Source organism: Pseudomonas sp. TE3910 (assembly GCF_056279025.1).
Map to the genome: position 1 here is coordinate 720,867 of NZ_JBWBQN010000001.1, position 22,949 is coordinate 743,815.

The window sequence follows — 22,949 nt, forward strand, 5'->3', positions numbered from 1 at the left end:
GACAGGTCAGGTCTTACGGCTCCGGTTCGTACTGCTGTGGCGGGGCATCGGTAGCGCGAACGCTGCTTTCGATCTGCTCTGCCAGGTAATACACCCCGGCCATGACTCCCGAGGCTCGGTTTTCCAGCAGTGTTGCCCATTCTTCGTCCAGGGCGACGTTCAATATGACCCTGAGCTGCTCGACCATTTCAGGCCGCTCACTGTCATGCATCAGCGCACCAACGCCCGTCACTACCAGTGAAATCATCATTCCGGCAACCCGGCCTACGGCGGCCGCCGTTGCGCTCGCCGCACCGCGCACGGGCAGGGTGGACTCCAGTTTTTCGCTGGTGCGTTGTGCAACCGAGGACAACACCGCATCTGCCTGGTCTGCGCCACCTGCGCCCGTCGCGGTGCGCACCTGCGTTACCAGTGCCGCATACGCCGGCAGTTTGCTGACTGGGTTGGTGTAGACCAACTGGTAAAGCGATGCGTTGAGGGTAGGGGGTGGCCCCAGGCTGATCGCAGGGATACGGCTGAGCCGCAGGTTGAATTGGTCGGGCGGTAAACGGTAGCGCTGCACGATACCCTGAAGTTGCGGACCGAGCAGTTGGGCGTACAGCGCGATGGCTTGTTGCATGACCGCATCGGGATCAATCTCCTTGGCGACCGGCTCCAACACCCGTTCGTGGTATTGCTCTTGAAGGTATGCGGCCAGGCGCTTTTCGCCGGGTTCAGTGTCATTGCCGGCGTTCATTTTGTACCAGGCAACCTTGATGGTCAGCCATTGCTGGGTCCAGTAGCTGGTGAACCAGGGAATGAAGTCGGCTTCGGTCTGCTGGTAGACGCGGTCCCGCCAGGCTTTCATCGAGCGGCGTGCGTAGTCTTTGACCGACTCTGTGACTGCCTGCGAAGCACTGACAATTTCCCAGTCCACCTGCTGCCAGGTGGATTCAGGTATCACCACGGGCGCTTGCGTCTCGGGTGCCGGCGCTTTTGAGGCGCAGCCAGGGATTCCCGCCAGCAGTGCAATGATCAGGGTCACGGTCAGGGCGCGTCGATTCAAGACCGCGGTCCCCCAGAAGAGGTTCGAGAATGGGTGGGTTCTGCTATGCCTGAACCCCCGCCCGTACGCTACTTGTTAAGTATAGGTGGCGAACCGTTCGTTCAGCGCCCTTGCGGTACGGCGCCTTCTGTTCTGCTCAAGCCGCTGTCCAGTGGCTAACAGCGTTGTATGACGGCTGTTGCGCGAACAACAGTGGCGGTGTTCTTCCTGAAAAAATATTCAATAAAAACAATTGGATACGATTGGCACAAAAGCTGCTGATAGTCCTGCAGCCTGTCCGCCGGACATACCGAAACAGTGCCTTAGCCGGTGCGGTGTTTAGCCCGCACCCAGGTCCAATCGAAATCGACAAGGAAGAACCGCATGTCAATACACTGGCTTCGCCATGCCGCCCTGGGGGGGCTGCTGCTGGCGGCGAATGGCCTCGCTCTGGCGGCAGACAGCCCTTGGCAAGTGCGCCTGGGCGTCAGCAATATCGTCCCAACCTCCGACTCTGGCAGCATTCAGCCTGGCACGGTCGATATCGACAGTGATGCCGGCCCGACCTTCAACCTGGCGTACTTCCTGACACCAAACCTTGCCATCGACGTACTGGGCGGCTTGCCGTTCAAACACGACATCAAACTGAACGGCAGCAAGGTTGGCAGCACCAAGCAATTGCCGCCGATTGTCTCGCTGCAGTGGCACTTCGCTCCCGACGCCCGTGTGCGGCCCTTTGTCGGTGTCGGCCTGAATTACACCTATTTCTACGACGAGCATCTGGATAACGGCGCCAAGCTGGAGCTTTCCGACTCTTGGGGAGCCGCCTTCCAGGCGGGGCTCGATATTGCCATTGATGACCACTGGAGCCTCGGCGGCGATGTGCGCTACGCGAAAATCGACAGCACCGTGAAGATCGACGGCCAGAAGGTCGGCAGCGTCGATGTCGACCCGACGGTGTACAGCCTCAACCTTGCCTATCGTTTTTGAAGGAAACTCGCCATGACTGACTTGAACACCCCATTGGCCGAGCAGGCCGACGCCTTTATCCAAACTCAATCAAGCACGCCGGCACAGCGCCTGACCAGTGAAGCGCAGGCCATTGAAACGGCCCGGCGCCTGGCCAGCGAGTTTGCCCGTGAGGCCGTTGCGCGTGATCGCGAGCGGCGTCTGCCGGTTGCCGAACTCGACGCATACTCCCAGAGCGGGCTATGGAGCATCGTGGTACCCAAGGCGTACGGTGGGCTGGGCGCCGGTTACCGAACGGTCGGTGAAGTCTTCAAGCAGATCTCGTCGGCGGACGGCTCACTTGGCCAACTGGCGCAGAACCACTTCGTTATCCTGGCCCACATCGCCTTTGACGCCAGTGAGCAGCAGAAGCGCTTTTTCTTCGACCTGGCACTGTCAGGCGCACGCTTTGGCAATGCCTTCTCCGAGCGTGGCAGCAAGCACGTAGCAGACTTCCAGACCCGTATCAGCGCTGAAGGCGACGATTTTGTAGTGAGCGGCCAGAAGTTCTTTTCCACGGGGGCGCTGTTGGCGCACTGGGTGCCGATTGTCGCGGTTACCGAGGAAGGCTTGCCGCACCTGGCCGTGGTGCCACGCAATGCACCGGGGCTGAAGGTGGTGAACGACTGGTCCAGTTTCGGTCAGCGCACCACCGCCAGCGGTACGGTGCTGATCGATCAGGTAAGGGTACCTGCCGCGCAGGTGGTGCCGATCTGGAAGGCGTTCGACCGTCCGACCGCAGGCGGTGCCATTTCTCAGTTCATCCAGGCTGCCATCGATGCGGGCCTTGCCCGCGGCGCGTTCAACGATACCCTGGACTATGTGCGCCGGCATACCCGTCCATGGATCGACTCGGGGTTGGAGAAAGCCACGGATGATCCGTACATCATTCAGCAGGTGGGTGATTTGCAGATTCGCTTGCGTGCCGCTGATGCGGTACTGGACCTGGCGGCTGATGCGATTGACCATGCACTGCACGAGCCAACAGAAGACAACGTGGCGCAGGCCTCGCTGCTCACCGCCGAAGCCAAGGTGCTGACCACCGAAGTAGCAATCCTGGCCAGCAACCGCCTGTTTGAATTGGCGGGTACCCGGTCGACCCTTGAGGAATACGGGCTTGACCGTCATTGGCGCAACGCCCGCGTGCATACGCTGCACGACCCGGTGCGCTGGAAGTACCACATCGTTGGCAACTATGCGCTCAATGGCGTCAAGCCACCTCGCCACCCCTGGAGCTGATCGGCGTGTGCTGGCTAGGCACTGTGTGGTGTTGTAATGCGACCTAAGTGTCCTGTTTTTATCCAAACGCTTGCGCCATCAGTGCCCGCTGTGGCGACCAAATGGTCGCCTTTGGGCAGGCGCATCCACGACAGGGTTGAGAGCAGGTCGCCATCAACCTCCACCTCACCGGCCAGCACCAGCAATTCGGCGCCATCCGGGCATGCCATCTCGATGTGCGTGCCTGGCACCAATACCTCCAGACGTACCGTTTCGTGACCGTCCTGGAACAATGGGATAACGCCTACACCCGGGCGTTGGGCATCCGGTATCAGCGTTGCGTGGTTCATGTCGATCACGCAGTGATGACGGTCTGCCGGATCGAACTGCCAGAGTTTGACGAAGATGATGCAACCATCGCTGGAGCCGGGTGTGTGCCGCGAGGTTGGAGGATTGCGCACATAAGTGCCGGCAGGGTAGTCGCCATGTTCATCCTGGAACACACCCTCCAGTACGATGAACTCCTCGCCGCCGTCGTGGGTGTGAGGGCTGAACTGACTGCCAGGCGCATAGCGCACGATGGAGGTGGCGCGTGCAACTTCGTTACCGATGCGGTCGAGCATTCGTCGCTGCACGCCCTGCATAGGGGAGTCTACCCAAGGCATGTGTGCTGCGTGCAGCACGATACGCTGGTCGAAGTCGGCGTTGATTTCCATGCAGGGGGTGCTCTCTTTGGCGGCGGTTCGGGTTACCTGTCACCCGTTAGTGTTGTGCCAACGCAGCGGCCGCGCAAGGCGTTAGTACTTGCCGTTGGGTAGCAGGCTCTTTAAATAAAAAACCCTTGCGTTCTGGCAAGGGCTTTTCCACGTCTGAGGGTGGTTATTCTTCGACAGTTTCGAGGGTGTTCTTGATGTGCTGAAACAGCGTGTCCTGGCACGTCCGGTATTGGCGTTCTAGTTCATCAAGCTCTTGCATTCTAGAAAGCCAAACCTCGTCGGATACAGTACTTAGATGTTCCACGGTGTTTTGCCAAGTAGCTTTGGCGCAGTCGGTGGCATTCAGCAAGGCTAGGAAGTGTGCGTCTACAGGCAGTGCTTGCGCAGAGTGTTTCCGTGACAACATTAAAAAACCCGGTAATCCATTGATTTAGTGTGGTTAATGTTAACCCTCTGGGAGCAAAAAATCGTGCGGTATACGACGAATGGATAGTGGGCTATCAATCTGTGCGCGGTGCTGTCAGAGGTTTTCCCCGGCCTGTCACAAGGCTTAAACATGGCGTCGGCAAAATGACGTCAAAATGCTTACGTGGCGATATTAAAGTGATATTATCCTGCGCTGGCGATGTGCAGGTCTGAGCTGTGAGGGTGTGCGTATCGGCCCAGGAGCAGATTATTTATAAGCGTATTCACGGATGGCATCGTAAAAAGAACCATCGGGTTTGTAACTTTCACATACCGCATTCATAACCGCTCAACTTATTCAGGGTTTGCCGTGTGCCTTGCGATTTAACGTCATGAACGCTGCGACGCAGTACCACTCGCCTGAAAATCATCGGATATAAAGTTTTTGCCAGCGCGTTTAACACGTCGTGGCCGCCAAGGATTATGTGCATGTTCAATCAGCTAAAATTCAGCCAGAAAATTCTGCTCGCTGCCGCTGTGGTAGTGGTGATGATTTTCTCTTTATCCAGCCTCTATAGTTACTCGTTGCAGCGCGATGCGGTCAGCAAGAGCCTGGAGAACTATCTCAACGATGTTGGCGGCGCCACTGCCAAGGGCATCCAGAGCTGGCTGGCAGGGCGCATTTTGCTGGTGGAAAACACCGCCCAGTCGATTGTCCGTAACCCGGCACCTGAGGAGGTCGTTGGCCTGCTGGAACAAAAAACGCTGCTGTCGAACTTTGTGTTCACCTACCTGGGTAGTGTTGACGGCCGTTTTACCATGCGCCCGGACAGCAAGATGCCTGATGGCTATGACCCGCGCACACGACCTTGGTACCTGGCCGCCAAGGCGGCTGGAGGCACCATCCTGACCGAGCCCTATGTCGACGTGGTCACCGGCGGGCTGACCGTAGCCATCGCAACGCCTGCAGGCAGCGCGGGCGTGCTGAGCAGCGATCTGAACCTCAACGTGCTGAATGACACCATCAATTCGCTGAACTTCAATGGCTTGGGTTACGCGTTCCTCGTGAGCAGTGATGGCCGGATTCTGGTTCACCCAGACAAGAGCCTGGTCATGAAGAACCTGAAGGATGTGTACCCTCACAATACGCCACGTATCGGCGACAACTTCAGCGAGGCGAGCAACCAGAACGGTACGCGCATTCTCAGTTTTGCCCATATCGACGGCCTGCCTTCCGCTGACTGGTACATCGTACTGTCCGTTGATAAAGCCAAGGCCTACTCGCTGCTCAGCGAGTACCGCACGTCAGCGATCATCACCACGCTGGTCGCGGTCGCTGTGATCATGCTGTTGCTCGGCGTCCTGATCCACGTGCTGATGCGCCCGCTGAACGCCATGGGTGTTGCCATGCGTGACATTGCCAAGGGCGAAGGGGACCTGACCAAGCGCCTGACGGTACATACTCAGGACGAATTTGGTGAGCTGGCCACGGCCTTTAACCAGTTTGTCGAGCGCATTCATGCCTCTATCCGCGAAGTGTCGTCGTCGGCTTTCCATCTGAGCGATGTGGCGACCCAAGTGGTCACGGCTTCCAATTCGTCGATGCTCAACTCCGACGAACAAGCCAGCCGTACCAATAGCGTGGCTGCGGCCATCAATGAACTGGGTGCTGCTGCCCAGGAAATTGCACGCAATGCGGCAGAGGCTGCACACCAGGCCAGCGATGCGCGGGCGCGGGCGGAAGAAGGCCAGAGCATTGTGGACGCCACCATCAAGACGATGAACCAGCTGTCCGCCAGGATCAGTGACTCGTGTGGCAACATCGAGGCGCTGAACGGCAAGACGGTCGACATCGGGCAGATTCTTGAGGTCATCCAGAGTATTTCCGACCAGACCAACCTGCTGGCACTCAACGCCGCCATTGAGGCAGCGCGTGCCGGTGAAGCCGGGCGCGGCTTCGCTGTGGTCGCCGATGAAGTGCGCAACCTTGCCCATCGCACACGAAGCTCGGCGCAGGAAATCCAGCACATGATCGAGGAGTTGCAGGTTGGTTCCAAGCAGTCGGTAGAAACGATGGTAGAAAGCCAACGCGACAGCGAAAGTAGCGTCTTGATCGCCAATCAGGCCGGCTCCAGCCTTGGGGTTGTCACCGAGCGTATTGGTGAAATCGACAATATGAACCAGTCCGTGGCCACGGCGACAGAAGAGCAGACATCGGTGATCGAGGCGCTCAACCTGGACATCAACGAGATCAATACCCTCAACCAGGACGGTGTCGAGAACCTGCAAGCGACCTTGCGCGCCTGCAACGATCTGGAGCGCGAAGCCAACCGCCTCAAGCATCTGGTCGGAACCTTCCGCATCTGATTGCGGCGCAGCCGCTGCGCCAAGTGGGCCAAGGCGCAGTGTTGGACGGGTAGGGGCTTGCCCTTACCCGTCCTGGTGCTGGCGTGCGCCGTGCCGCAAACTCATCCAGTTCTCACGACTCAAGCGGTACATGCGCACTGGCCGGCCATGAAACTCGCGTAACTCGAATGTCGTAAAGCCGGTTTTTTCAGCCACCCTCAACGAGGCGATGTGCTCCGGTTCGATGACTACAACGACAGACGCCAGTTGTTTTCGAGCAAAAACGTCATCAACAACAGCGTTGCTCGCTTCGCAGGCAAGCCCTTGGTTCCAGTACCTTCTGGCCAGGCGATACCCCAGATTGGCCTCTTCTGCGCCATCAATCACTTCTGGCCCAACGCCACAAAATCCGACGAGGTCATTCGTGGCTTTTTCGACCAAGGCCCATGGGCCTATGCCGAGCGAGGCGTAGCAGGCCTGGCACCATTCAATAAAACGCCGGGTGGCCTGCTCGTTACATACCCCGCGCACCGAATACCTCATCACCTCAGGGTCGCTCAGCATTGCTGCCAGCGCGGGTAGATCGTGCTGTGATAGATGCCGCCCAATCAGCCTCGGCGTTTCAAATACATGCACTCATCTCTCCTTGTGCCTGCCCTTAAGTTGACCGGCGCGCGGGTGCGCGTCGTCCTTGCATGCAGCGTCAGTCGTCAATACGGTAACATCCTGGCCGCCGCTAGGTAGATCAAGCAACAACCGTTTACCTCTCTGGAAAATAGCGAGTAGCGCCCATGCACCTGCCGAGTGTGAACTGATGACCGCCTTGACTGCCCGCGAGGTGTACCAATGCCTGCGAGACGCCGCCTTGGGCATTCGACCCTTGCAGCGCCTTGGCCAGCCGTCTGGGCATGGCCTGTTGGAGGTTGCCATTGAAGGGTGGCAACTGACGCTCGACTTCAGCGGCAACAGCCTGCACCACTGCCTGCGTGGTCAGAGCCCGGATGGTCGTGTAGGGGCCTGCGACAGTTGGCAACGTACCGACCCTCAGTACCTGGGAACTGGCCCAGGTTGAGCGGTTGCTGAAGGGCGCCTGAGTCAAGGCTGCACGGGTTCGTCGGCACACTGCTTGAGCCAGTCAATCAGCACCTGTACACGCTGGGGCATGGCTTCGCGGTTGGGGTAGACGAATAACCTGTGGCCACGGCGCTGCGATCAAGGGCTAGTGTCCAGCCAGTAGTGTACGGCCCCGGCTCAGGTAGGCGTCCATTTCTTCGTCCGGGACCATGCTGCCGCCGGTGCCCCACATGATGTGCGTCGCCTTGGCCATACGTGGGTCATCCAGCCCCAGGCGTGCCCTGTAGCCTTGTTGCTCCTGCAACACCCGCAGGAAACCGGGCAGCCCGGCCAGTGCCGAGGGCTCCAGCTTCAGGCCTTCGGTAGCCTCCATCAGGGCCAGCAGGCGGTAGAGTTCGTCATCGGTGACGGTGTAGTAACCGTCGATCAAGCGCTGCATGGCGCGCCCGACAAAGCCTGATGGCCTGGCCACTGCCAGGCCATCGGCGGCGGTGCGGTTGTCGATGCCGACGTCGTAGACGCTGACCGCATCGTGCAACCCGGTGTAAACCCCCAGCAGCATGCAGGGCGAGTGCGTCGGTTCAGCAAACACGCAGTGCACCGCATCACCGAAAACCTGCTTGAGACCGAACGCCACTCCGCCAGGGCCACCACCGACACCGCAAGGCAGGTAGACAAACAGTGGGTGTGCCTGATCTACCGTGATGCCTGCGGCGTCAAGCTGGCGTTCCAGCCGGCGTGCGGCCACGGCGTAGCCAAGGAACAGGTTCAGAGAATTTTCGTCGTCGACAAAATGGCATTTCGCGTCCATCTCGGCCTGCTTGCGGCCTTGCTCCACCGCTACACTGTAGTCGGAGGCGTATTCGATCACCTCGACCCCGCAGGCGCGCAGCCGGTCTTTCTTCCATTGCCGGGCATCGGCGGACATGTGCACGGTGGCCTTGAACCCCAGGCGGGCGCTCATGATGCCAATCGACAAGCCGAGGTTGCCGGTGGAGCCGACCGCGATACTGTACTGGGCAAAAAAGGCCCGGGCTTCATCGCTGTCCAGTGTGCTGTAGCTGTCGCCGGGCTGAAGCAAGCCGCCGGCCAGGGCCAGGTCCTCAGCGTGCTTGAGTACTTCATAGATACCGCCCCGGGCCTTGATCGAGCCAGAAATCGGCAGCAGGTTATCGGCCTTCAGCCATAGCCGGCCTTGCATCGGCAGCTGTTGCTCCGCGCACAAGGCAGCCTGGAGCTGGGCCAGCGGCAGCAGCGGTGACTCGATGATACCGTCACTGGCCTGTGTCTCGGGGAAGGCTGATTGGATAAATGCCGCAAAGCGTTCAAGCCGGGAGGCGGCGTCGTCGACATCGGCGACGTTCAGGGGCACATCACCCAGCGCCTGTGCTGTCGGTGCCAGCGCCGGATTGAACCAGGTGGTTGGTTCAAGACGGATCAATTCGGCGAGCAAAGGATGGTTTTCGCACCCGTTGTCGATCATTTCATTGACGGTCATGTTCTGCCCTTTGTTCTCGTCAGTGCATGAGGTTGTGTAGATCGCAGTTGCAGCGATTAAGCCTCGGACGCTGGGGCTTTACAACGGATGGATGTTCAACGGATGGCTGATCTGTGGTCACCTGTGCATGTTCGGCAGAGCACGTCGGGCATGGCTTCGAGCCGGTGCCTGTCTGCCAGGCTTGCGCCATCACAAAGGAAGAAGCCTGTTCTGGATGACTTGCTTCATTACCAGGGTGGAGGTCAGCCGCTGCACATTGGGCAGTGTCGAAAGGCTTTCATCGTAGAGCCGCTGGAAGGCCGGCAGGTCCTGAGTGATGACCTGAAGCAGGTAGTCCGGCTCGCCAAACAGTCGCTGAGCGTCGACCACCTGGGGAATGTCAATCAGCGCCGTCTCGAACGCCTCGACGGCGCGCCTGTCGCCCTCTCGGAGCGTTACAAACACCATGGCAGAAAAATTCAGGCCCAGTGCGCCGGGATTCAGCTGTGCGCGATAACCCAGCAACACGCCAGACTCTTCCAGTGCCCGTACTCGCCGATGGCACGGAGAAAGGCTCAGGCCCACGCGCTCGGCCAGTTCGGTGACCGACAGACGACCATCTTTTTGAAGCTCAGCAAGAATCTTCCGATCAGTCCGGTCCATGCAGAAGAGTCTCCCCGTTAGCAGCGTATGCATGATGATATTCGAAAGAAAATTCTAGCAAGATTTCACTAATCTTCCTCGCACCCTTAACGGCTGTACTTTTCTGGCGACCAGAGGAGGGCGGCGTTTGATTCACGGAGCGAGACGATGCAGATGGCGATGAGTAAGCAGCAGGGGCGGGTGGCCCGATGACGTTCAGTGTGGTCGTTGCATTCTGGGCGGTGTCGATTCTGTTCATTATCACGCCCGGCGCGGATTGGGCGTATGCGATTTCGGCGGGCCTGAAGGGGCGTGTCGTCATACCTGCGGTGGCCGGGCTGCTGTCTGGCCACTTGATTGCAACCGTGATTGTGGCAGGCGGTGTCGGCACGCTGGTTGCCAGCCACCCGGTAGCCCTGTCGGCACTGACCGTTGCCGGGAGCGCTTATCTGCTTTGGTTGGGCATCAATATGCTTGCCCATCCGGCTACACCGCACGCTGATGCCCGTCAGGCATCGGGCTCCTGGTCGCGCTGGGCAATCAAGGGGCTTTGCGTGAGCGGGCTGAACCCGAAAGTGTTCCTGCTGTTCCTGGCACTCTTGCCTCAATTCACGGATGTCACCGCGCCATGGCCCGTTCCCATGCAGATCATTGCGCTGGGGCTCATACACGCCTTGAGTTGCGGTGTGATCTATCTGCTGGTCGGGTTTGGTTCACAAGCCGTTCTTCGGGCGCGCCCGGCTGCAGCGCACCTCATCAGCCGGCTCTCTGGTGCAACCATGATCATCATCGCGGTAGTGCTGCTCGCCGGGCAGCTGTCCGGTTAATTCTATTTCAGCGAGGCGACACCCGATGAGCGACCAGCCTTCACCTTATGGCAGTGCCCCTCGTGCCCAACAGGCGACCCGCGTCAGAATTTCACACCTGAAACAGATGAAAGTTGACGGCCAGAAGTGGGCGATGCTCACTGCGTATGACATGTACAGCGCCGCTATCTTTGAAGAGGCCGGGATACCTGTCCTTCTGGTGGGGGATTCTGCCGGGAACAATGTCTATGGCAATGAGAACACCCTATCGGTAACCGTTGATGAACTTATCCCGCTGGTACGCGCGGTAACTCGCTCGACACAGCGAGCACTAGTGATTGCGGATCTGCCTTTTGGTGCTTACCAGGCTTCGGTGGAGCAGTGCTTTAACACTGCGGTCAGGTTCATGAAGGAAGCCGGTGCGCACGCTGTCAAACTCGAGGGCGGTATCGAGGTGCTGCCGCAGGTTGAGAAGCTTGCCAGCTCGGGTATCCCCGTCATGGCGCATATCGGTTTTACTCCACAACTGGAACATCAATTAGGTGGATACCGCGTACAGGGTCGTGGCGAAGATGCACAGCGACTGATCGACAGTGCCAAAGCCTTTGAAGCCGTGGGCGCGTTCGCTATCTTGATCGAGATGGTGCCGGGGGACGTGGGTGGCGCGATCACTGCAGCTGTTTCGATTCCTACTGTCGGGATCGGCGCGGGTAACCAATGCGATGCCCAAGTGCTGGTCTGGCAAGACATGGCCGGGCTGCGCACGGGGCGGCTGCCGCGGTTCGTCAAGCAGTACGCCGATCTACGTTCGATCCTTCACACCGCGGCAAGGGACTTTGCAGGTGAGGTAGAGGCAGGAACATTTCCCGGCCCCGAGCATACGTTTTAACCGCCGACTATCAGTAGCCAAGGAACCCCACATGAAAAGCCCGAGAGAACGTGCTGCTGAAGGTCTTCAGGTCGGCGACTGCTTTACAGTATCCCGCTGTTTCTCAGAGGACGATGTTCGTCAGTTCGCACAGATATCTCGGGACTACAATCCGGTTCACTGCGATGCCTGCTATGCCGAACTGCGCAGGTTCAAGGCGCCCATTTCCCACGGTCTTCTGACGGCCAGCCTGCTCACTGAAATCGGCGGGCAGATTGGTTGGCTGGCGACAGGGATGCAATTCGAGTTCAAACGCCCGGTTTACCCAGGCGAACAGATCACGTGCCATTGGCGCATCACTGACATCAACGAGCGGGGGCAGGCAAAGGCCGAGGTGATAATACTCAACGCAGAAGGCGTCACGGTGCTGGAGGCTTTGACCTCGGGTGTGCTGCCGGGCGTACAGGAGCGTGAACGCCTCAAACAGATGCTTTGTGAGGGGGACCCCACCAACGGTGCCGCCACGTCTGTGAGTTGATTGGCGGCCATGAACACCAAGCGGGCAGGGCGCTATGCCACTACCCGCATACACCGCTAGCGTGCTTCCGGCCTTGACCGGTCGGCCTCCATGCCTCCGAGTAACGCCTGCGCCAGCCCTTGAGCCATATCAACGGCCGTGCGCGTGGACCAGAGCAGATGACGGGTTTCGCTGTCGACCACCTGACAGGCCTGTTCGTTGGTGGCGTAGGCGGAGCGTAGCAGGATGGTGAGGTGGATCAGCACGTCTTCGACGTTGAGCCCGGCGCGAACACTGAACAGCGGATCGTGACTGTCTTCGCAGGAACCGAACGTGGCGCAGGCGGTGGTTTTCAGGATGTTGGTGTGCGGGGGATCGGGGACTATCTTGGTCATGGTGATGCTCCTGGAAAATCTGACCGCTGACCTCTTGCGCTAGGTGGACGGTCTCGCTGAGACCCTGTTCAATCATGTTAAGGCTCAATAATGTCAATGGGCCGCTATGCCAAAAGGACGAGGTCATGCTTCTGCAAACCCGCAATTTTATTCTTGAAGCACTTGGCGACCTGGCCATTGGAGATTACAACGCACGCCCCTTCGACTGCGCTTTCGAGTTGCTCGCGGCACCACCAAGCCGCAAGCGTCTGATCATGGTCGGCTTTAACGGCTCTCTTGCCGATGCCGTCCACACCAACGCCGGTTCAATAGGTGCAGGTTACGATCAGCCTGAATTTTCCAATGTTGCCTATGGCCTTGATGGCGGTTGGGGGCCGAAAACCCTGGCTCGGCGCCTGACAGAGTTACCCACCGCACTGGGTTTTGAGTGGCGCGATACCATTTACACCAATGCACTGTTGATGTGCTCCAAAGATGCCGCATCGATACAAAAAGTTGCGCTAGGATCCTCTGCTGCGAGCCTGGAGTCACTGACACGCAAATCAATGCAGTTTTTCCAACGGGTGACGATGTCGCTCGCTGAACCAGAACTGATCATCGCGTACAGCAATGGGTTGGGGAGCCCGTCCGCAGCGAGGATCATGTGGGAGGCATTCGGCAACGGTGAGGCATTGGACCATGTCGATTCGTCTTCCTACCGTGCGACGTACGGGTTCACCGCTACCATCGCAGGGCGGAGGGTACCGGTTGTGGGAATACGGCATATGTCCAGGTTTGTACCAAGCGTTGAGAACATAAAGCTGGCCTGGACAAGGCAACGAGAGCGGGCTTGAAAAGCTGAGTGGCCAGTTAAAGCAAGACAACCAGCCACTCAGCCAGCGCCTCAAGCAATGGTGGAGGTCGAGCTTTTACTCGCGTAAATCTGAAAGAAAGACGTTTCAGTAGGGGGCTCACCACTCAGGCGGGTTTGTTGGTGGTCCAGACACAACAACGCTGCTCCGCGCGTTCGGGGCGTGATGCGTCTGGAGGTTTCGGTCAGTCGTACGCTCTGACAGCCGTTCCGACCTGGCTGAGAGAGGCTTACTCAAGAACGCCAGGGTCGCGGCGGATTTCCTCGCGTGCCATGGCTTCCCACAGGAACGGGAAGCCATTCGTATCGGTGCGCGTTCCGGTTGCGAGAGCGACGCTAGCGGGCAATGGTGAGCCGCCACCTAGCGTTTCGACATGCCAGGCCAGACGGCTGCGCCACTCCAATGTGATAGCGCGCAAGTGCGCCTGGCGAATGCCATTGGCCACCACCAGTACGCCGTGGTTTGCGAGCAGCGCCCATTTATGCGTGCCCAGTGCATCTACGACAGCTCGGCCCAATGCAGTGTCTTCCACCGTGCCTCGATACTCGTCATAGAGTACCGGGTCAGTGTCAACCAACGCGGATGTCTGGTCGTAAATCGGCGGAATTCGTCCGGCCGCCGACCACACCGATCCCCATCGCGGATGGTTATGGATCACCACGCCCACATCATGACGGGCTACGTGCACATCCATATGCAGATTGATGGCCGGCGTGATGTTCCATTCCCCCTCGATCACCTTGCCTTCCTGATCGAGGCGCACGATATCCGAGGCGGTCACTTCTCCCCAGGTGAGTTCCCAAGGGTTGGCCAGGTAAGTGCCATCGTCCTGGCGAACGGTGATGTGACCGGCGATGTGGTCGTTATAGCCTTCGCGAGATAACACCCGGCAAAGTAGCGCCACGCTCTGGCGCGGAGTCAATTCAGGCAGCAGCGCATAGCGACCTGGCCTGGGTATGTAACGGGTCAGCAAATCGTAGTTCAGTTCATCCTTCAGCATGGCTGTTTCCTTGAGAGTTACGCGTGGAAAGGCCCGCGAGCGAATACCGAGGTACGCTGCATGCGCCGTTGATGCGGTTGATAGTCCAGGATGGCGTTGTGGAGCACGCTGCGGTTGTCCCAGAGCACCATGTCACCCACTCGCCAGCGATGGCGGAAGCCGAACTTAACGTGTTGGCAATGTGCATTCAGGTAGGCAAGGATCGCATCGCTTTCCTGGGTGGCCAGGCCGTCGATATGGGTGGTGTAGGTCGGGCTCAGATACAACGCCTTGCGACCTGATACCGGGTGCTGAATAACCAGCGGATGCAGGTGTCGACGGTTCATGTTGATGACCTCGACATAGCGATCATGCGTGACAACGTTCTGGCGCAATGCGGCCGTCATTGGCCCGTTCATGTCGTGCCAGGCGCCAAGGCCTTCAAGGTAACGCTTCATGCGCTCGGACAACTCGTCGTAAGCCGTGGTCATGCTGATCCAGCAGGTGTCGCCGCCACACGGCGGCAAGATCTGAGCGTGTGTCATGGTGACGATAGGTGGGCTTGGCAGAAAGCTCTCATCGTGGTGCCACATATCGGCGCGGTCGCCCAGCTTGGAGTCGATCACGGTGATCTGTTCAAAACCTTCGCCCAGGTTGGGATAGAAGGTGTGAACTTCAGGCTCACCGAAGTACCGTGCCATTGCCAAATGTTGCTCGGGCCTTAGCCCAGGGACGTGCAGCACTATGGCTTCATGTTTTACAAGTAGCGCCTCAAGCGCCGCCAGCGTTTCCGGCAAAACGATTGAAGCGGGATCTAGATCAAGCACCTCGGCACCCAGGTTTGGGCCAAGAGGCTGGACGCTGAACGATGAAGACATAGGCAATCTCCCGGTAGGGTTGGAATATCCGATCTTATGGGCCGTATCACGCTGCGTTTAGACGTTGTCTGATCGACGAAAATGATCATACTCACGTCGCCAACGTTGAGATATTCGCATTCCGGAAGCCCTGGAATTTGAAGTTAAGTGATTGATTTAAATGGATAAATATATAAATCGTGGTGCGGCGATAAACGCAGCACTCGGGTTTTCATGAGCAAGAGAGGCGATGAAACCACGATGGCCCCAACGTCTAAGCCGGAGCAGCTTCCTGCGTTACGCAAGCGTCCGACTCAATCACGCTCTCGCGCACTGGTCGATGCTGTGGAGCAGGCGTGCCTGCAGATTCTGGATGAAGCAGGCGAGGCAGCGCTGACCGTCGCGCGCATCGCGGAAATATCAGGGGTCGCAGTTGGGTCGATCTACCAGTATTTCCCCAACAAGGACGCGATCGTCGCCTTGCTGTACGAGCGAGTACTCGATGAGGAATCCGAGGCATTATTGAGGCTGCGCGAAAGGTTGGTTGGCGTGCCCTTGAAGTCGGCGCTGCGGGTAATTCTGGCCAATATCATTCGGGTCGAAACACGTCTGTTCAAATTGAACCAGGCGTTTCACTTGCGTTATCACTCGGCCTTGCACCTGGGAATGTGGCGCGGCCCTTATCACACGGCGGGAGAGTTCATCGAAGCGACATGGCTGCCGCTCCTGCACCTTTACCAGGATGAGATCGCTACCGAGCACCCTGCTTTGGCGGCTTACTTGCTCGGGCAGGGACTGCGCAGCGTCATCCGGTCCGTACTGGAGGACATGCCGAACCAGCTCGAATCCCCGGCGTTACTCGATAGCCTGGTGGCCATGGCGCTCGGTTGCCTGCGCCCCTCAACATTCGACTAATACGCCGTCACGCAGTCAGTGTTGGCTAACGCGGCACTCAGGCTGATCGAGTCGTTACGCATGAACAAGGGATGTTATCAGGGCTTCGGGTTGAATATTCCAAGCTGATATCATTCGCCAAATTGAATGCTGAGCAGACACAAATGAACCGTCGTAAAAAAATAAACCAGTTGTTAAAGGCTCATGCCAAAAAGGCGAGTGCCAAACTGGCACCGAAGAACAAGCCTAAATATGTGAGCAAGGCTGATCGATTGAAGCTGGAGCTGGCTGCTGAGTCCGACCAAGACTCAATTAGACCGTAAGCGTCTGCCCCCCCATGCGTTGCAGTGAATGAGTGGCCAACGCTATACGTTTGCTACCATTAACGAACGGCATCGAGATGGAGGTCTGCAGCGTGCAGAGTCGGCCTTCGCCTCCCTGGCATTGACCCACTTGTTGCAAGCCTGCCTGACCACATTGGAGGTGCAATGCGCATTCCATTGTTTTACGCGGTGTCCGCTGCACTCTTCTTGACCGGGTTTTCCTGCTTGGCGCAACCACTGGATGCGACCGAGAGCGCAAACACTGCCGATACAGCGGCTGTCACGGCGGCGGCCAAAGATGCCGTGTTTACCCAGGAACAGCTGGATCAAATGCTCGCGCCCATTGCGCTTTACCCGGACCCGCTGCTGGCACAGGTGCTGATGGCCACCACGTACCCCGGGGAGGTCGCCGAAGCGGTAACCTGGTCCAAAGCACACCCGGACGCCAAGGGTGATGATGCGGTCAAGCAAGTGGCGAACCAGCCGTGGGACCCTAGCGTGCAGGCTCTGGTCGCGTTCCCGCAGGTTCTGGCAACGCTGGGCCAAGATCCCGTCTGGGTACAGCGCCTGGGCGATGCCTTCCTGGCGCAACCCGACGATGTCATGGGCGGCGTGCAACGCTTGCGTCATCAGGCGCAAGCAGCAGGCAACCTTCAGAGCAACCAATATCAGAATGTGACGGTTCAGGCTGCTACGGCCCCGGCCCCCACGAATGCGACCTCCGCCCCCGCTAGCAGTACCTCGACCATCATCATCATCCAGCCTTCCGATCCGCAGGTGGTGTACGTACCCAGTTATAACCCGACAACCACCTATGGTGCCTGGGCCTATCCCGCGTCACCTCCGGTGTACTACCCACCGCCGCCTGCCTATTACCCCGGCTCGGCATTGCTGGCTGGGCTGGCATTCGGTACCGGTGTGGCGATCATCGGCTCGCTGTGGGGCGATTGTGACTGGGGTAATAACGACATTGATATCGACGTCAATCGCTACAACACCATCAATCGAAACAACCAAATCACCAACAATCAGAACAAGTGGCAGCACAACGCCGTTCACCGCGATGGCGTTCCCTATCGAGACAGCAGGAGCCGCGAACAGTATGGCCGGCAACTGAACGGTGCCAATCAGCGTGAGGCTTATCGCGGGGACAATGCACAGCGAGCCCAGGCTCGTGAGAAGGCCCGGGGTTCCATGGACAAGTACGGTATGGAACGACCGGCCACCAGCAACCGCGAAGCCCGTGATCGCGCGAATGCAGCTCAGCCCGGCGCCCCGGACAACAATCGGTTGCAAGCAGGTAACGACAGGCTGAAGTCGTCTGACAGGGGCCAAGGTACAGCCAGAAACACTCGGGAGAGTCAGCCACCCAGGAATGCCACCCAGGAACGTGGCCAGGGCGAGTTGCAGGCACGCCAGGCTGCGCAAAAACGGCCATCCGCCAGCACTGGCAGTGCCCGCAACAATGTATTTGCCGGCGCTCGCTCGCCGTCCCAGGCTGACGCACAAGCCAGTCGTGGTCGTACCAGCCAGGTATCCGCCCAGCGCCCCAGTGCCTCGCGATCAGCCGGCAACCCGATCAGTCGGCCGTCCAATCCACCTGCACGTCAAAGGGGAGGGCGACGTTGAAAAACATTCCTCGAGTAACGGCCCTCATGGGCCTGTGCCCTCATGCCTTGGTGATAGCTGCCAGTGTGGCATGGTCGTGCATTGCTGCCGCACAGCTGGCATTTCCAACGCCTGAAAAGGCCGCTGAAGCGTTCGTTGAAGCCGTGGGGACGGAGCATGCCGATCAGGCACGTTTAACCGAGTTGCTCGGTGAGGAATGGCGCAGTTTCATTCCGCGCGAAGGCGTGCAGCGCAGCGATGTGGATGCGTTTTTGCAGCAATACCATGAGCAACACCGCATTGAAAAAACTGGCGATAACAAGGCGCTTCTTTCTGTTGGCAGTGACCACTGGACACTGCCCATACCCCTGATAAAAGGCGAGAACGGTTGGCGTTTCGACATCAAGGCCGGTAGTGCCGAAATCCGTGCACGTCGAATTGGCCGAAACGAACTCGCTACGCTGCAATCGGTGCTGACCTATCACGACGCCCAGACGGACTATGCATCAGTCGACCGTGATGGTGACGGCGCACTCGAATATGCGCAGAAAATCTTCAGCACCCCCGGCAAGCATGACGGCCTCTACTGGGCGGACGACGACAGCGGTCAGATCAGCCCGTTAGGGCCGTTGTTCGGCAAAACCATTGCCGGCGAAGACTGGCATGGTTACCGCTTTAGGATTCTGGATGGCCAAGGTCCTTCGGCACCTGGCGGCGCCTACAGCTACCTCATCGGTGACAAGATGAGCCGTGGCTTCGCACTGATCGCCTGGCCGGCGAAATATGCTGACACTGGGGTCATGAGTTTCATGATCAGCCATGAAGGGCAGGTGTTCGAGAAAGACCTGGGGCCTGCTGGTGACAAATTGGCACAGTCGATGAAGCGCTTTGATCCAGATGACAGTTGGAAGGAGGTCACTGTAGATAACGACTAACACGTGGGGCGGTGGTCAGTAGAAGCGCCTGACTTTTACCTGTCGTGCTGATCGTTGTACTCGCGGCTGGTACTCTCTGTCGTCTGCCTGCGCGCTGAACTGCCTACCGAGGCCTTGCATGCCACTGTCTATCCGTACTGAAACCTGCTGGATCGATACGCCATACGGGCGACTGTTTTGTCGTCGCTGGTTTCCTCTGAGCGTATCAAGCAACACGCAAAAGCCACCGATCATTCTTTTCCATGACTCCCTTGGTTGCGTCGCGCTGTGGCGGGATTTCCCCCAGCGGCTGTGCCAGGCAACCGGGCATGAGGTCATTGCCTATGACCGGCTCGGCTTCGGGCAGTCGGACGCTTACCCCGGGCGATTACCGCTGCACTTTATCCGAGACGAAGCCGAGTGTTTTTTTGCGCACCTCCGGGCCGCGTTGAAGATCGATCGTTTTATTGCCCTGGGCCACAGCGTTGGCGGCGCCATGGCGGCGAGTTGTGCGTCCTTGTATGCGCAGGGCTGCACGGGGTTGATTACCCTGTCGGCGCAGGCGTTCGTCGAGGACCTGACGTTGCAAGGCATTCGAACGGCCGAGGTGCAATTCGAACAGCCGGAGCAGATGGCGCGGCTTGAAAAGTATCACGGCGACAAAGCAGCGTGGGTGTTGTCCGCCTGGACCCGTACATGGCTCTCCCAGGCCTTCAGGGCGTGGACTATTGAACGCACGATTGACGCAATCCATTGCCCACTGCTTGCCATCCATGGGCAGTACGATGAGTACGGGTCGACGCTGCATCCGATGCGTATCGCAAAACTGACGACAGCCACGGGGCAGTATTTGATCGTGGATGATTGCCACCATGTCCCCCATCGGGAGGCACCTGAAGCCGTGCTTGAGGCGGTCGGTCATTTTCTCGGTGTTTCCTCGGCGACCGTCCGCACAGCCTGCACGTAGTCCATATGACCGGTTACCTCGCCAAGTGAGCATGCCGTGGCCTGAGGTACCGAAACATCCTATTGTTGGGCAGTGGGGGATCACAGAGAGGACCGCGCGATGAGCAACGAACAGGAAGCACCTGAGACACACGGTGTGACGGTGAAGTTACTTGCAACGCTTGACCTTGGCCCTGAGATCGCCGGCATGGCAGGGCGCCAACTCAGAATGCGCCTGGTGACTATCGAACCCGGAGGCGTCTTCGGCCCGATGCACAGCCATAAAGACAGACCAGGTACCGTTTACATCTTGCAAGGCACGATTACGGACCATCGTAATGGTGTCGCCACGGACTACGGGCCGGGAGTAGGGTGGCCCGAGGACAGGAACACCACCCACTGGCTTGAGAACAGAGGCGCGATTCCGGCGGTGGAGATCTCGGTCGATATCGTCAGGCAAGCGTAAATACAGGCCCGACCGTTAATGCGATCGGGCCTGTCAATATCCTCATCTGCTTTGAATTGTGTTATTGCGGCCACAACTAAATACAGCGTGTCTTAAAAGTACAAACGCATTCATTGCCGTATTCATATCAATCGTATCCGCTGGGTGTAAGGCTCACCTGCACCGTGCGTTGAATCTTGAATACCTGAGCCTGCCAGAACGCCGGGTGCGGCGTGAGGCCGTCAGCAGCAACGCGGGTTGCTGCTCTGCAGCCTGGCCTGACGTGGCGGGACCGGCCAGCGGCCATTGCTCAAAAGCACAAGACTTCCAGCCGAAAAGCCGGATAATGGCGGCCAAATCGTTTGGCTCGTATTCAGGTAATCCCGCATGGAAATCAAGGTTAACTTTCTCGACAACCTTCGGCTTGAAGCCAAGTTCGATGACTTTACGGTGGTGGCTGATCAACCTATCCGCTACAAGGGTGATGGCTCCGCACCGGGTCCGTTCGATTACTTTCTGGCTTCATCGGCTTTGTGTGCGGCTTACTTTGTGAAGTTGTATTGCCAAACGCGCAATATTCCCACCGACAACATTCGCCTGTCGCAAAACAATATTGTTGATCCGGAAAACCGCTACAACCAGATCTTCAAGATTCAGGTCGAGTTGCCAGCGGATATTTCCGAGAAAGACCGCCAGGGCATTTTGCGCTCCATCGACCGTTGTACGGTAAAGAAGGTCGTGCAAACCGGGCCTGAGTTTGTGATTGAAGAGGTGGAAAGCCTGGATGCCGATGCCCAGGCATTGCTGATGCTGAACTCAGCGTCAGACGCGAGCACGTACATCCCCGGCAAGGACCTGCCACTGGAACAGACCATCGCCAATATGTCTGGCATTTTGGCGGGCCTGGGCATGAAGATTGAAATCGCTTCGTGGCGCAATATCGTCCCCAACGTATGGTCGCTGCACATTCGCGATGCGCACTCGCCACTGTGCTTCACCAACGGCAAGGGTGCGACCAAGGAAAGCGCACTGGCGTCGGCGTTGGGCGAGTTTATCGAGCGACTGAACTGCAACTTCTTCTACAACGACCAGTTTTGGGGTGAAGACATCGCCAATGCGGCGTTCGTGCATTACCCGAACGAGCGCTGGTTCAAGCCAGGCCGTAGAGATGCACTGCCGGCTGAGATTCTCGACGAGTATTGCCTGGAAATTTACAACCCTGACGGCGAGCTACGCGGCTCGCACCTGTACGACACCAACTCTGGCAACGTAGAGCGCGGCATCTGTTCTCTGCCGTATGTGCGTCAGTCGGACGGCGAGGTGGTGTATTTCCCGTCCAACCTGATCGAAAACCTGTTCCTCAGCAATGGCATGAGTGCCGGTAATACGCTGGCTGAAGCGCAGGTGCAATGCCTGTCGGAAATTTTCGAGCGTGCGGTAAAGCGCGAAATTCTGGAAGGTGAAATCGCACTGCCTGATGTCCCGCACGACGTGCTGGCGAAATACCCCGCTATTCTCGCCGGTATTCAGGGGTTGGAAGAGCAGGGCTTCCCGGTGCTGGTGAAGGACGCGTCGCTTGGCGGGGCATACCCGGTGATGTGCGTCACCTTGATGAACCCGCGTACTGGCGGCGTATTTGCCTCGTTCGGGGCGCACCCAAGCTTTGAGGTGGCGCTGGAGCGCAGCCTGACGGAACTGCTGCAGGGCCGCAGTTTTGAAGGCCTGAACGATTTGCCTCAGCCTACCTTTGAAAGCAATGCGGTGACTGAGCCGAACAACTTTGTTGAACACTTTATCGACTCCAGCGGTGTGGTGTCGTGGCGCTTCTTCAGTGCCAAAGCTGATTTCGAATTTGTTGAGTGGGACTTCTCCGGCGAAGGTGAAGACTCCAATGCCGAGGAAGCTGCGACCTTGTTCGGCATTCTCGAAGACATGGGCAAGGAAGTTTACATGGCGGTGTACGAGCATTTCGGCGCAACCGCCTGCCGCATTCTGGTACCGGGTTATTCGGAGATTTATCCGGTAGAAGATCTGATCTGGGATAACACCAACAAAGCGTTGTTCTTCCGCGAGGATATCTTGAACGTGCACCGTCTGGATGACGCCGGCCTGGAAGCACTGGTTGAGCGTTTAGAAGACAGTGAACTGGACGACTACACCGACATAGCCACCTTGATCGGTATCGAGTTTGACGACAATACCGCCTGGGGGCAGCTGACGATTCTAGAGTTGAAGCTGCTGATCTATCTCGCCTTGCAGAAATTTGAAGAGGCGAAAGAGCTGGTGGAAGCCTTCCTGCAGTTTAACGACAACACGGTCGAGCGCGGTTTGTTTTATCAGGCCTTGAACGTGGTGCTGGAAGTACTGCTGGACGATGACTTGGCGCTTGAAGATTACGAAGTCAATTTCCGCCGGATGTTTGGCAACCCGCGGATGGACGCCGTGTTGGGGTCAGTGGACGGCAGCGTGCGCTTCTTCGGCTTGACGCCTACGAGCATGAAGCTGGAGGGGCTCGACAGGCACCTGCGTCTGATCGAGAGCTATAAAAAACTGCACACGGCGCGGGCCAATGTGTCGGCGCTGTCCCGCTAATAGCGCAGCCGTGAAAAGCCAGGCACTGCCTGGCTTTTTTTTGTG

The 22,949-nt window shown here is 58.2% G+C and carries 22 protein-coding genes and 2 pseudogenes; 16 read left to right on the forward strand and 8 right to left on the reverse strand.

Annotated features, from left to right (window positions below; all coding sequences use genetic code 11):
* Nucleotides 1-13: 13 nt before the first annotated feature.
* On the reverse strand, nt 14-1,045 hold the full coding sequence (locus tag ACZ9H3_RS03270) for a hypothetical protein (protein WP_476219558.1): 1,032 nt from the start codon (nt 1,043-1,045) through the stop codon (nt 14-16).
* Between the two features lie 363 nt (nt 1,046-1,408).
* Here ACZ9H3_RS03270 and ACZ9H3_RS03275 point away from each other — a divergent pair, with 363 nt between their 5' ends.
* A complete protein-coding gene (locus ACZ9H3_RS03275; protein WP_476219560.1) occupies nt 1,409-2,014 on the forward strand; it encodes an OmpW/AlkL family protein in 606 nt (201 codons plus the stop codon).
* Between the two features lie 12 nt (nt 2,015-2,026).
* Entirely contained in the window at nt 2,027-3,271 is a 1,245-nt protein-coding gene (locus ACZ9H3_RS03280) for an SfnB family sulfur acquisition oxidoreductase (protein WP_476219562.1), read from the forward strand.
* 14 nt (nt 3,272-3,285) lie between these two features.
* Here ACZ9H3_RS03280 and ACZ9H3_RS03285 read toward each other — a convergent pair whose 3' ends face one another.
* Nucleotides 3,286-3,966 (reverse strand): cupin domain-containing protein, encoded by a 681-nt coding sequence (locus ACZ9H3_RS03285; protein ID WP_476219564.1) that lies wholly within the window; start codon nt 3,964-3,966, stop codon nt 3,286-3,288.
* Nucleotides 3,967-4,920: 954 nt separating this feature from the next.
* Here ACZ9H3_RS03285 and ACZ9H3_RS03290 point away from each other — a divergent pair.
* Together ACZ9H3_RS03290 and ACZ9H3_RS03295 are read left to right on the forward strand one after the other, a co-directional pair.
* Nucleotides 4,921-5,883: pseudogene (locus ACZ9H3_RS03290) on the forward strand (HAMP domain-containing protein); the annotation flags it as partial.
* Nucleotides 5,884-5,973: 90 nt separating this feature from the next.
* The gene (locus tag ACZ9H3_RS03295; protein ID WP_371917239.1) at nt 5,974-6,738 is read left to right on the forward strand and encodes a methyl-accepting chemotaxis protein; all 765 of its coding nucleotides are present in this window, start codon (nt 5,974-5,976) and stop codon (nt 6,736-6,738) included.
* Between the two features lie 63 nt (nt 6,739-6,801).
* On the opposite strand, the gene ACZ9H3_RS03300 is transcribed toward ACZ9H3_RS03295, so the two are convergent.
* Nucleotides 6,802-7,353: a GNAT family N-acetyltransferase gene (locus ACZ9H3_RS03300; RefSeq protein WP_102053124.1), complete on the reverse strand. Its 552-nt coding sequence runs from the start codon at nt 7,351-7,353 to the stop codon at nt 6,802-6,804.
* 178 nt (nt 7,354-7,531) lie between these two features.
* On the opposite strand from ACZ9H3_RS03300, the pseudogene ACZ9H3_RS03305 reads away from it, so the two are divergent.
* A pseudogene (locus ACZ9H3_RS03305) lies at nt 7,532-7,811 on the forward strand (DUF7693 family protein).
* A gap of 125 nt (nt 7,812-7,936) precedes the next feature.
* Here ACZ9H3_RS03305 and ACZ9H3_RS03310 read toward each other — a convergent pair.
* Complete coding sequence (locus tag ACZ9H3_RS03310) at nt 7,937-9,289, reverse strand: D-serine ammonia-lyase (RefSeq protein ID WP_476219567.1); 1,353 nt, start codon at nt 9,287-9,289, stop codon at nt 7,937-7,939.
* 189 nt (nt 9,290-9,478) lie between these two features.
* Nucleotides 9,479-9,931, reverse strand: a complete 453-nt coding sequence (locus tag ACZ9H3_RS03315) for an Lrp/AsnC family transcriptional regulator (protein ID WP_065761496.1) — start codon at nt 9,929-9,931, stop codon at nt 9,479-9,481.
* A 188-nt stretch (nt 9,932-10,119) separates the two neighbouring features.
* Here ACZ9H3_RS03315 and ACZ9H3_RS03320 point away from each other — a divergent pair, with 188 nt between their 5' ends.
* From ACZ9H3_RS03320 to ACZ9H3_RS03330, 3 genes are read left to right on the forward strand one after another with little or no spacing between them, the layout of a single operon-like run.
* Nucleotides 10,120-10,737, forward strand: a complete 618-nt coding sequence (locus tag ACZ9H3_RS03320; RefSeq protein WP_099774574.1) for a LysE family translocator — start codon at nt 10,120-10,122, stop codon at nt 10,735-10,737.
* Nucleotides 10,738-10,762: 25 nt separating this feature from the next.
* Nucleotides 10,763-11,605 carry a 3-methyl-2-oxobutanoate hydroxymethyltransferase gene (panB, locus tag ACZ9H3_RS03325; RefSeq protein ID WP_099774576.1) on the forward strand — a complete coding sequence of 281 codons (843 nt, stop codon included), beginning with the start codon at nt 10,763-10,765 and terminating at the stop codon, nt 11,603-11,605.
* Nucleotides 11,606-11,636: 31 nt separating this feature from the next.
* A complete protein-coding gene (locus ACZ9H3_RS03330) occupies nt 11,637-12,122 on the forward strand; it encodes a MaoC family dehydratase (protein ID WP_099774578.1) in 486 nt (161 codons plus the stop codon).
* A gap of 56 nt (nt 12,123-12,178) precedes the next feature.
* Here ACZ9H3_RS03330 and ACZ9H3_RS03335 read toward each other — a convergent pair whose 3' ends face one another.
* On the reverse strand, nt 12,179-12,496 hold the full coding sequence (locus tag ACZ9H3_RS03335; protein ID WP_099774580.1) for a DUF3077 domain-containing protein: 318 nt from the start codon (nt 12,494-12,496) through the stop codon (nt 12,179-12,181).
* Between the two features lie 125 nt (nt 12,497-12,621).
* Here ACZ9H3_RS03335 and ACZ9H3_RS03340 point away from each other — a divergent pair, with 125 nt between their 5' ends.
* Complete coding sequence (locus ACZ9H3_RS03340; protein ID WP_218195300.1) at nt 12,622-13,329, forward strand: hypothetical protein; 708 nt, start codon at nt 12,622-12,624, stop codon at nt 13,327-13,329.
* 247 nt (nt 13,330-13,576) lie between these two features.
* On the opposite strand, the gene ACZ9H3_RS03345 is transcribed toward ACZ9H3_RS03340, so the two are convergent.
* Nucleotides 13,577-14,347, reverse strand: coding sequence for a class II aldolase/adducin family protein (locus ACZ9H3_RS03345; protein ID WP_102053117.1), 771 nt, complete (start codon nt 14,345-14,347; stop codon nt 13,577-13,579).
* A 17-nt stretch (nt 14,348-14,364) separates the two neighbouring features.
* Nucleotides 14,365-15,204, reverse strand: a complete 840-nt coding sequence (locus ACZ9H3_RS03350; protein WP_099774584.1) for a TauD/TfdA dioxygenase family protein — start codon at nt 15,202-15,204, stop codon at nt 14,365-14,367.
* Between the two features lie 213 nt (nt 15,205-15,417).
* Between ACZ9H3_RS03350 and ACZ9H3_RS03355 the strand changes: the two genes are divergently transcribed.
* The 7 genes from ACZ9H3_RS03355 (at nt 15,418) to ACZ9H3_RS03385 (ending at nt 22,904) form a co-directional block, all read left to right on the forward strand.
* Nucleotides 15,418-16,098 (forward strand): TetR/AcrR family transcriptional regulator, encoded by a 681-nt coding sequence (locus tag ACZ9H3_RS03355; protein ID WP_099774586.1) that lies wholly within the window; start codon nt 15,418-15,420, stop codon nt 16,096-16,098.
* A 143-nt stretch (nt 16,099-16,241) separates the two neighbouring features.
* Nucleotides 16,242-16,400: a DUF2986 domain-containing protein gene (locus ACZ9H3_RS03360; RefSeq protein ID WP_099776657.1), complete on the forward strand. Its 159-nt coding sequence runs from the start codon at nt 16,242-16,244 to the stop codon at nt 16,398-16,400.
* A 165-nt stretch (nt 16,401-16,565) separates the two neighbouring features.
* A complete protein-coding gene (locus tag ACZ9H3_RS03365) occupies nt 16,566-18,029 on the forward strand; it encodes a DUF3300 domain-containing protein (RefSeq protein WP_476219574.1) in 1,464 nt (487 codons plus the stop codon).
* A gap of 26 nt (nt 18,030-18,055) precedes the next feature.
* The gene (locus ACZ9H3_RS03370) at nt 18,056-18,943 is read left to right on the forward strand and encodes a DUF2950 domain-containing protein (protein WP_476222681.1); all 888 of its coding nucleotides are present in this window, start codon (nt 18,056-18,058) and stop codon (nt 18,941-18,943) included.
* Between the two features lie 118 nt (nt 18,944-19,061).
* On the forward strand, nt 19,062-19,889 hold the full coding sequence (locus ACZ9H3_RS03375) for an alpha/beta fold hydrolase (protein ID WP_476219575.1): 828 nt from the start codon (nt 19,062-19,064) through the stop codon (nt 19,887-19,889).
* 99 nt (nt 19,890-19,988) lie between these two features.
* On the forward strand, nt 19,989-20,333 hold the full coding sequence (locus tag ACZ9H3_RS03380) for a cupin domain-containing protein (RefSeq protein WP_065761607.1): 345 nt from the start codon (nt 19,989-19,991) through the stop codon (nt 20,331-20,333).
* A gap of 366 nt (nt 20,334-20,699) precedes the next feature.
* Nucleotides 20,700-22,904: an OsmC domain/YcaO domain-containing protein gene (locus tag ACZ9H3_RS03385; RefSeq protein ID WP_476219577.1), complete on the forward strand. Its 2,205-nt coding sequence runs from the start codon at nt 20,700-20,702 to the stop codon at nt 22,902-22,904.
* Nucleotides 22,905-22,949: the final 45 nt, after the last annotated feature.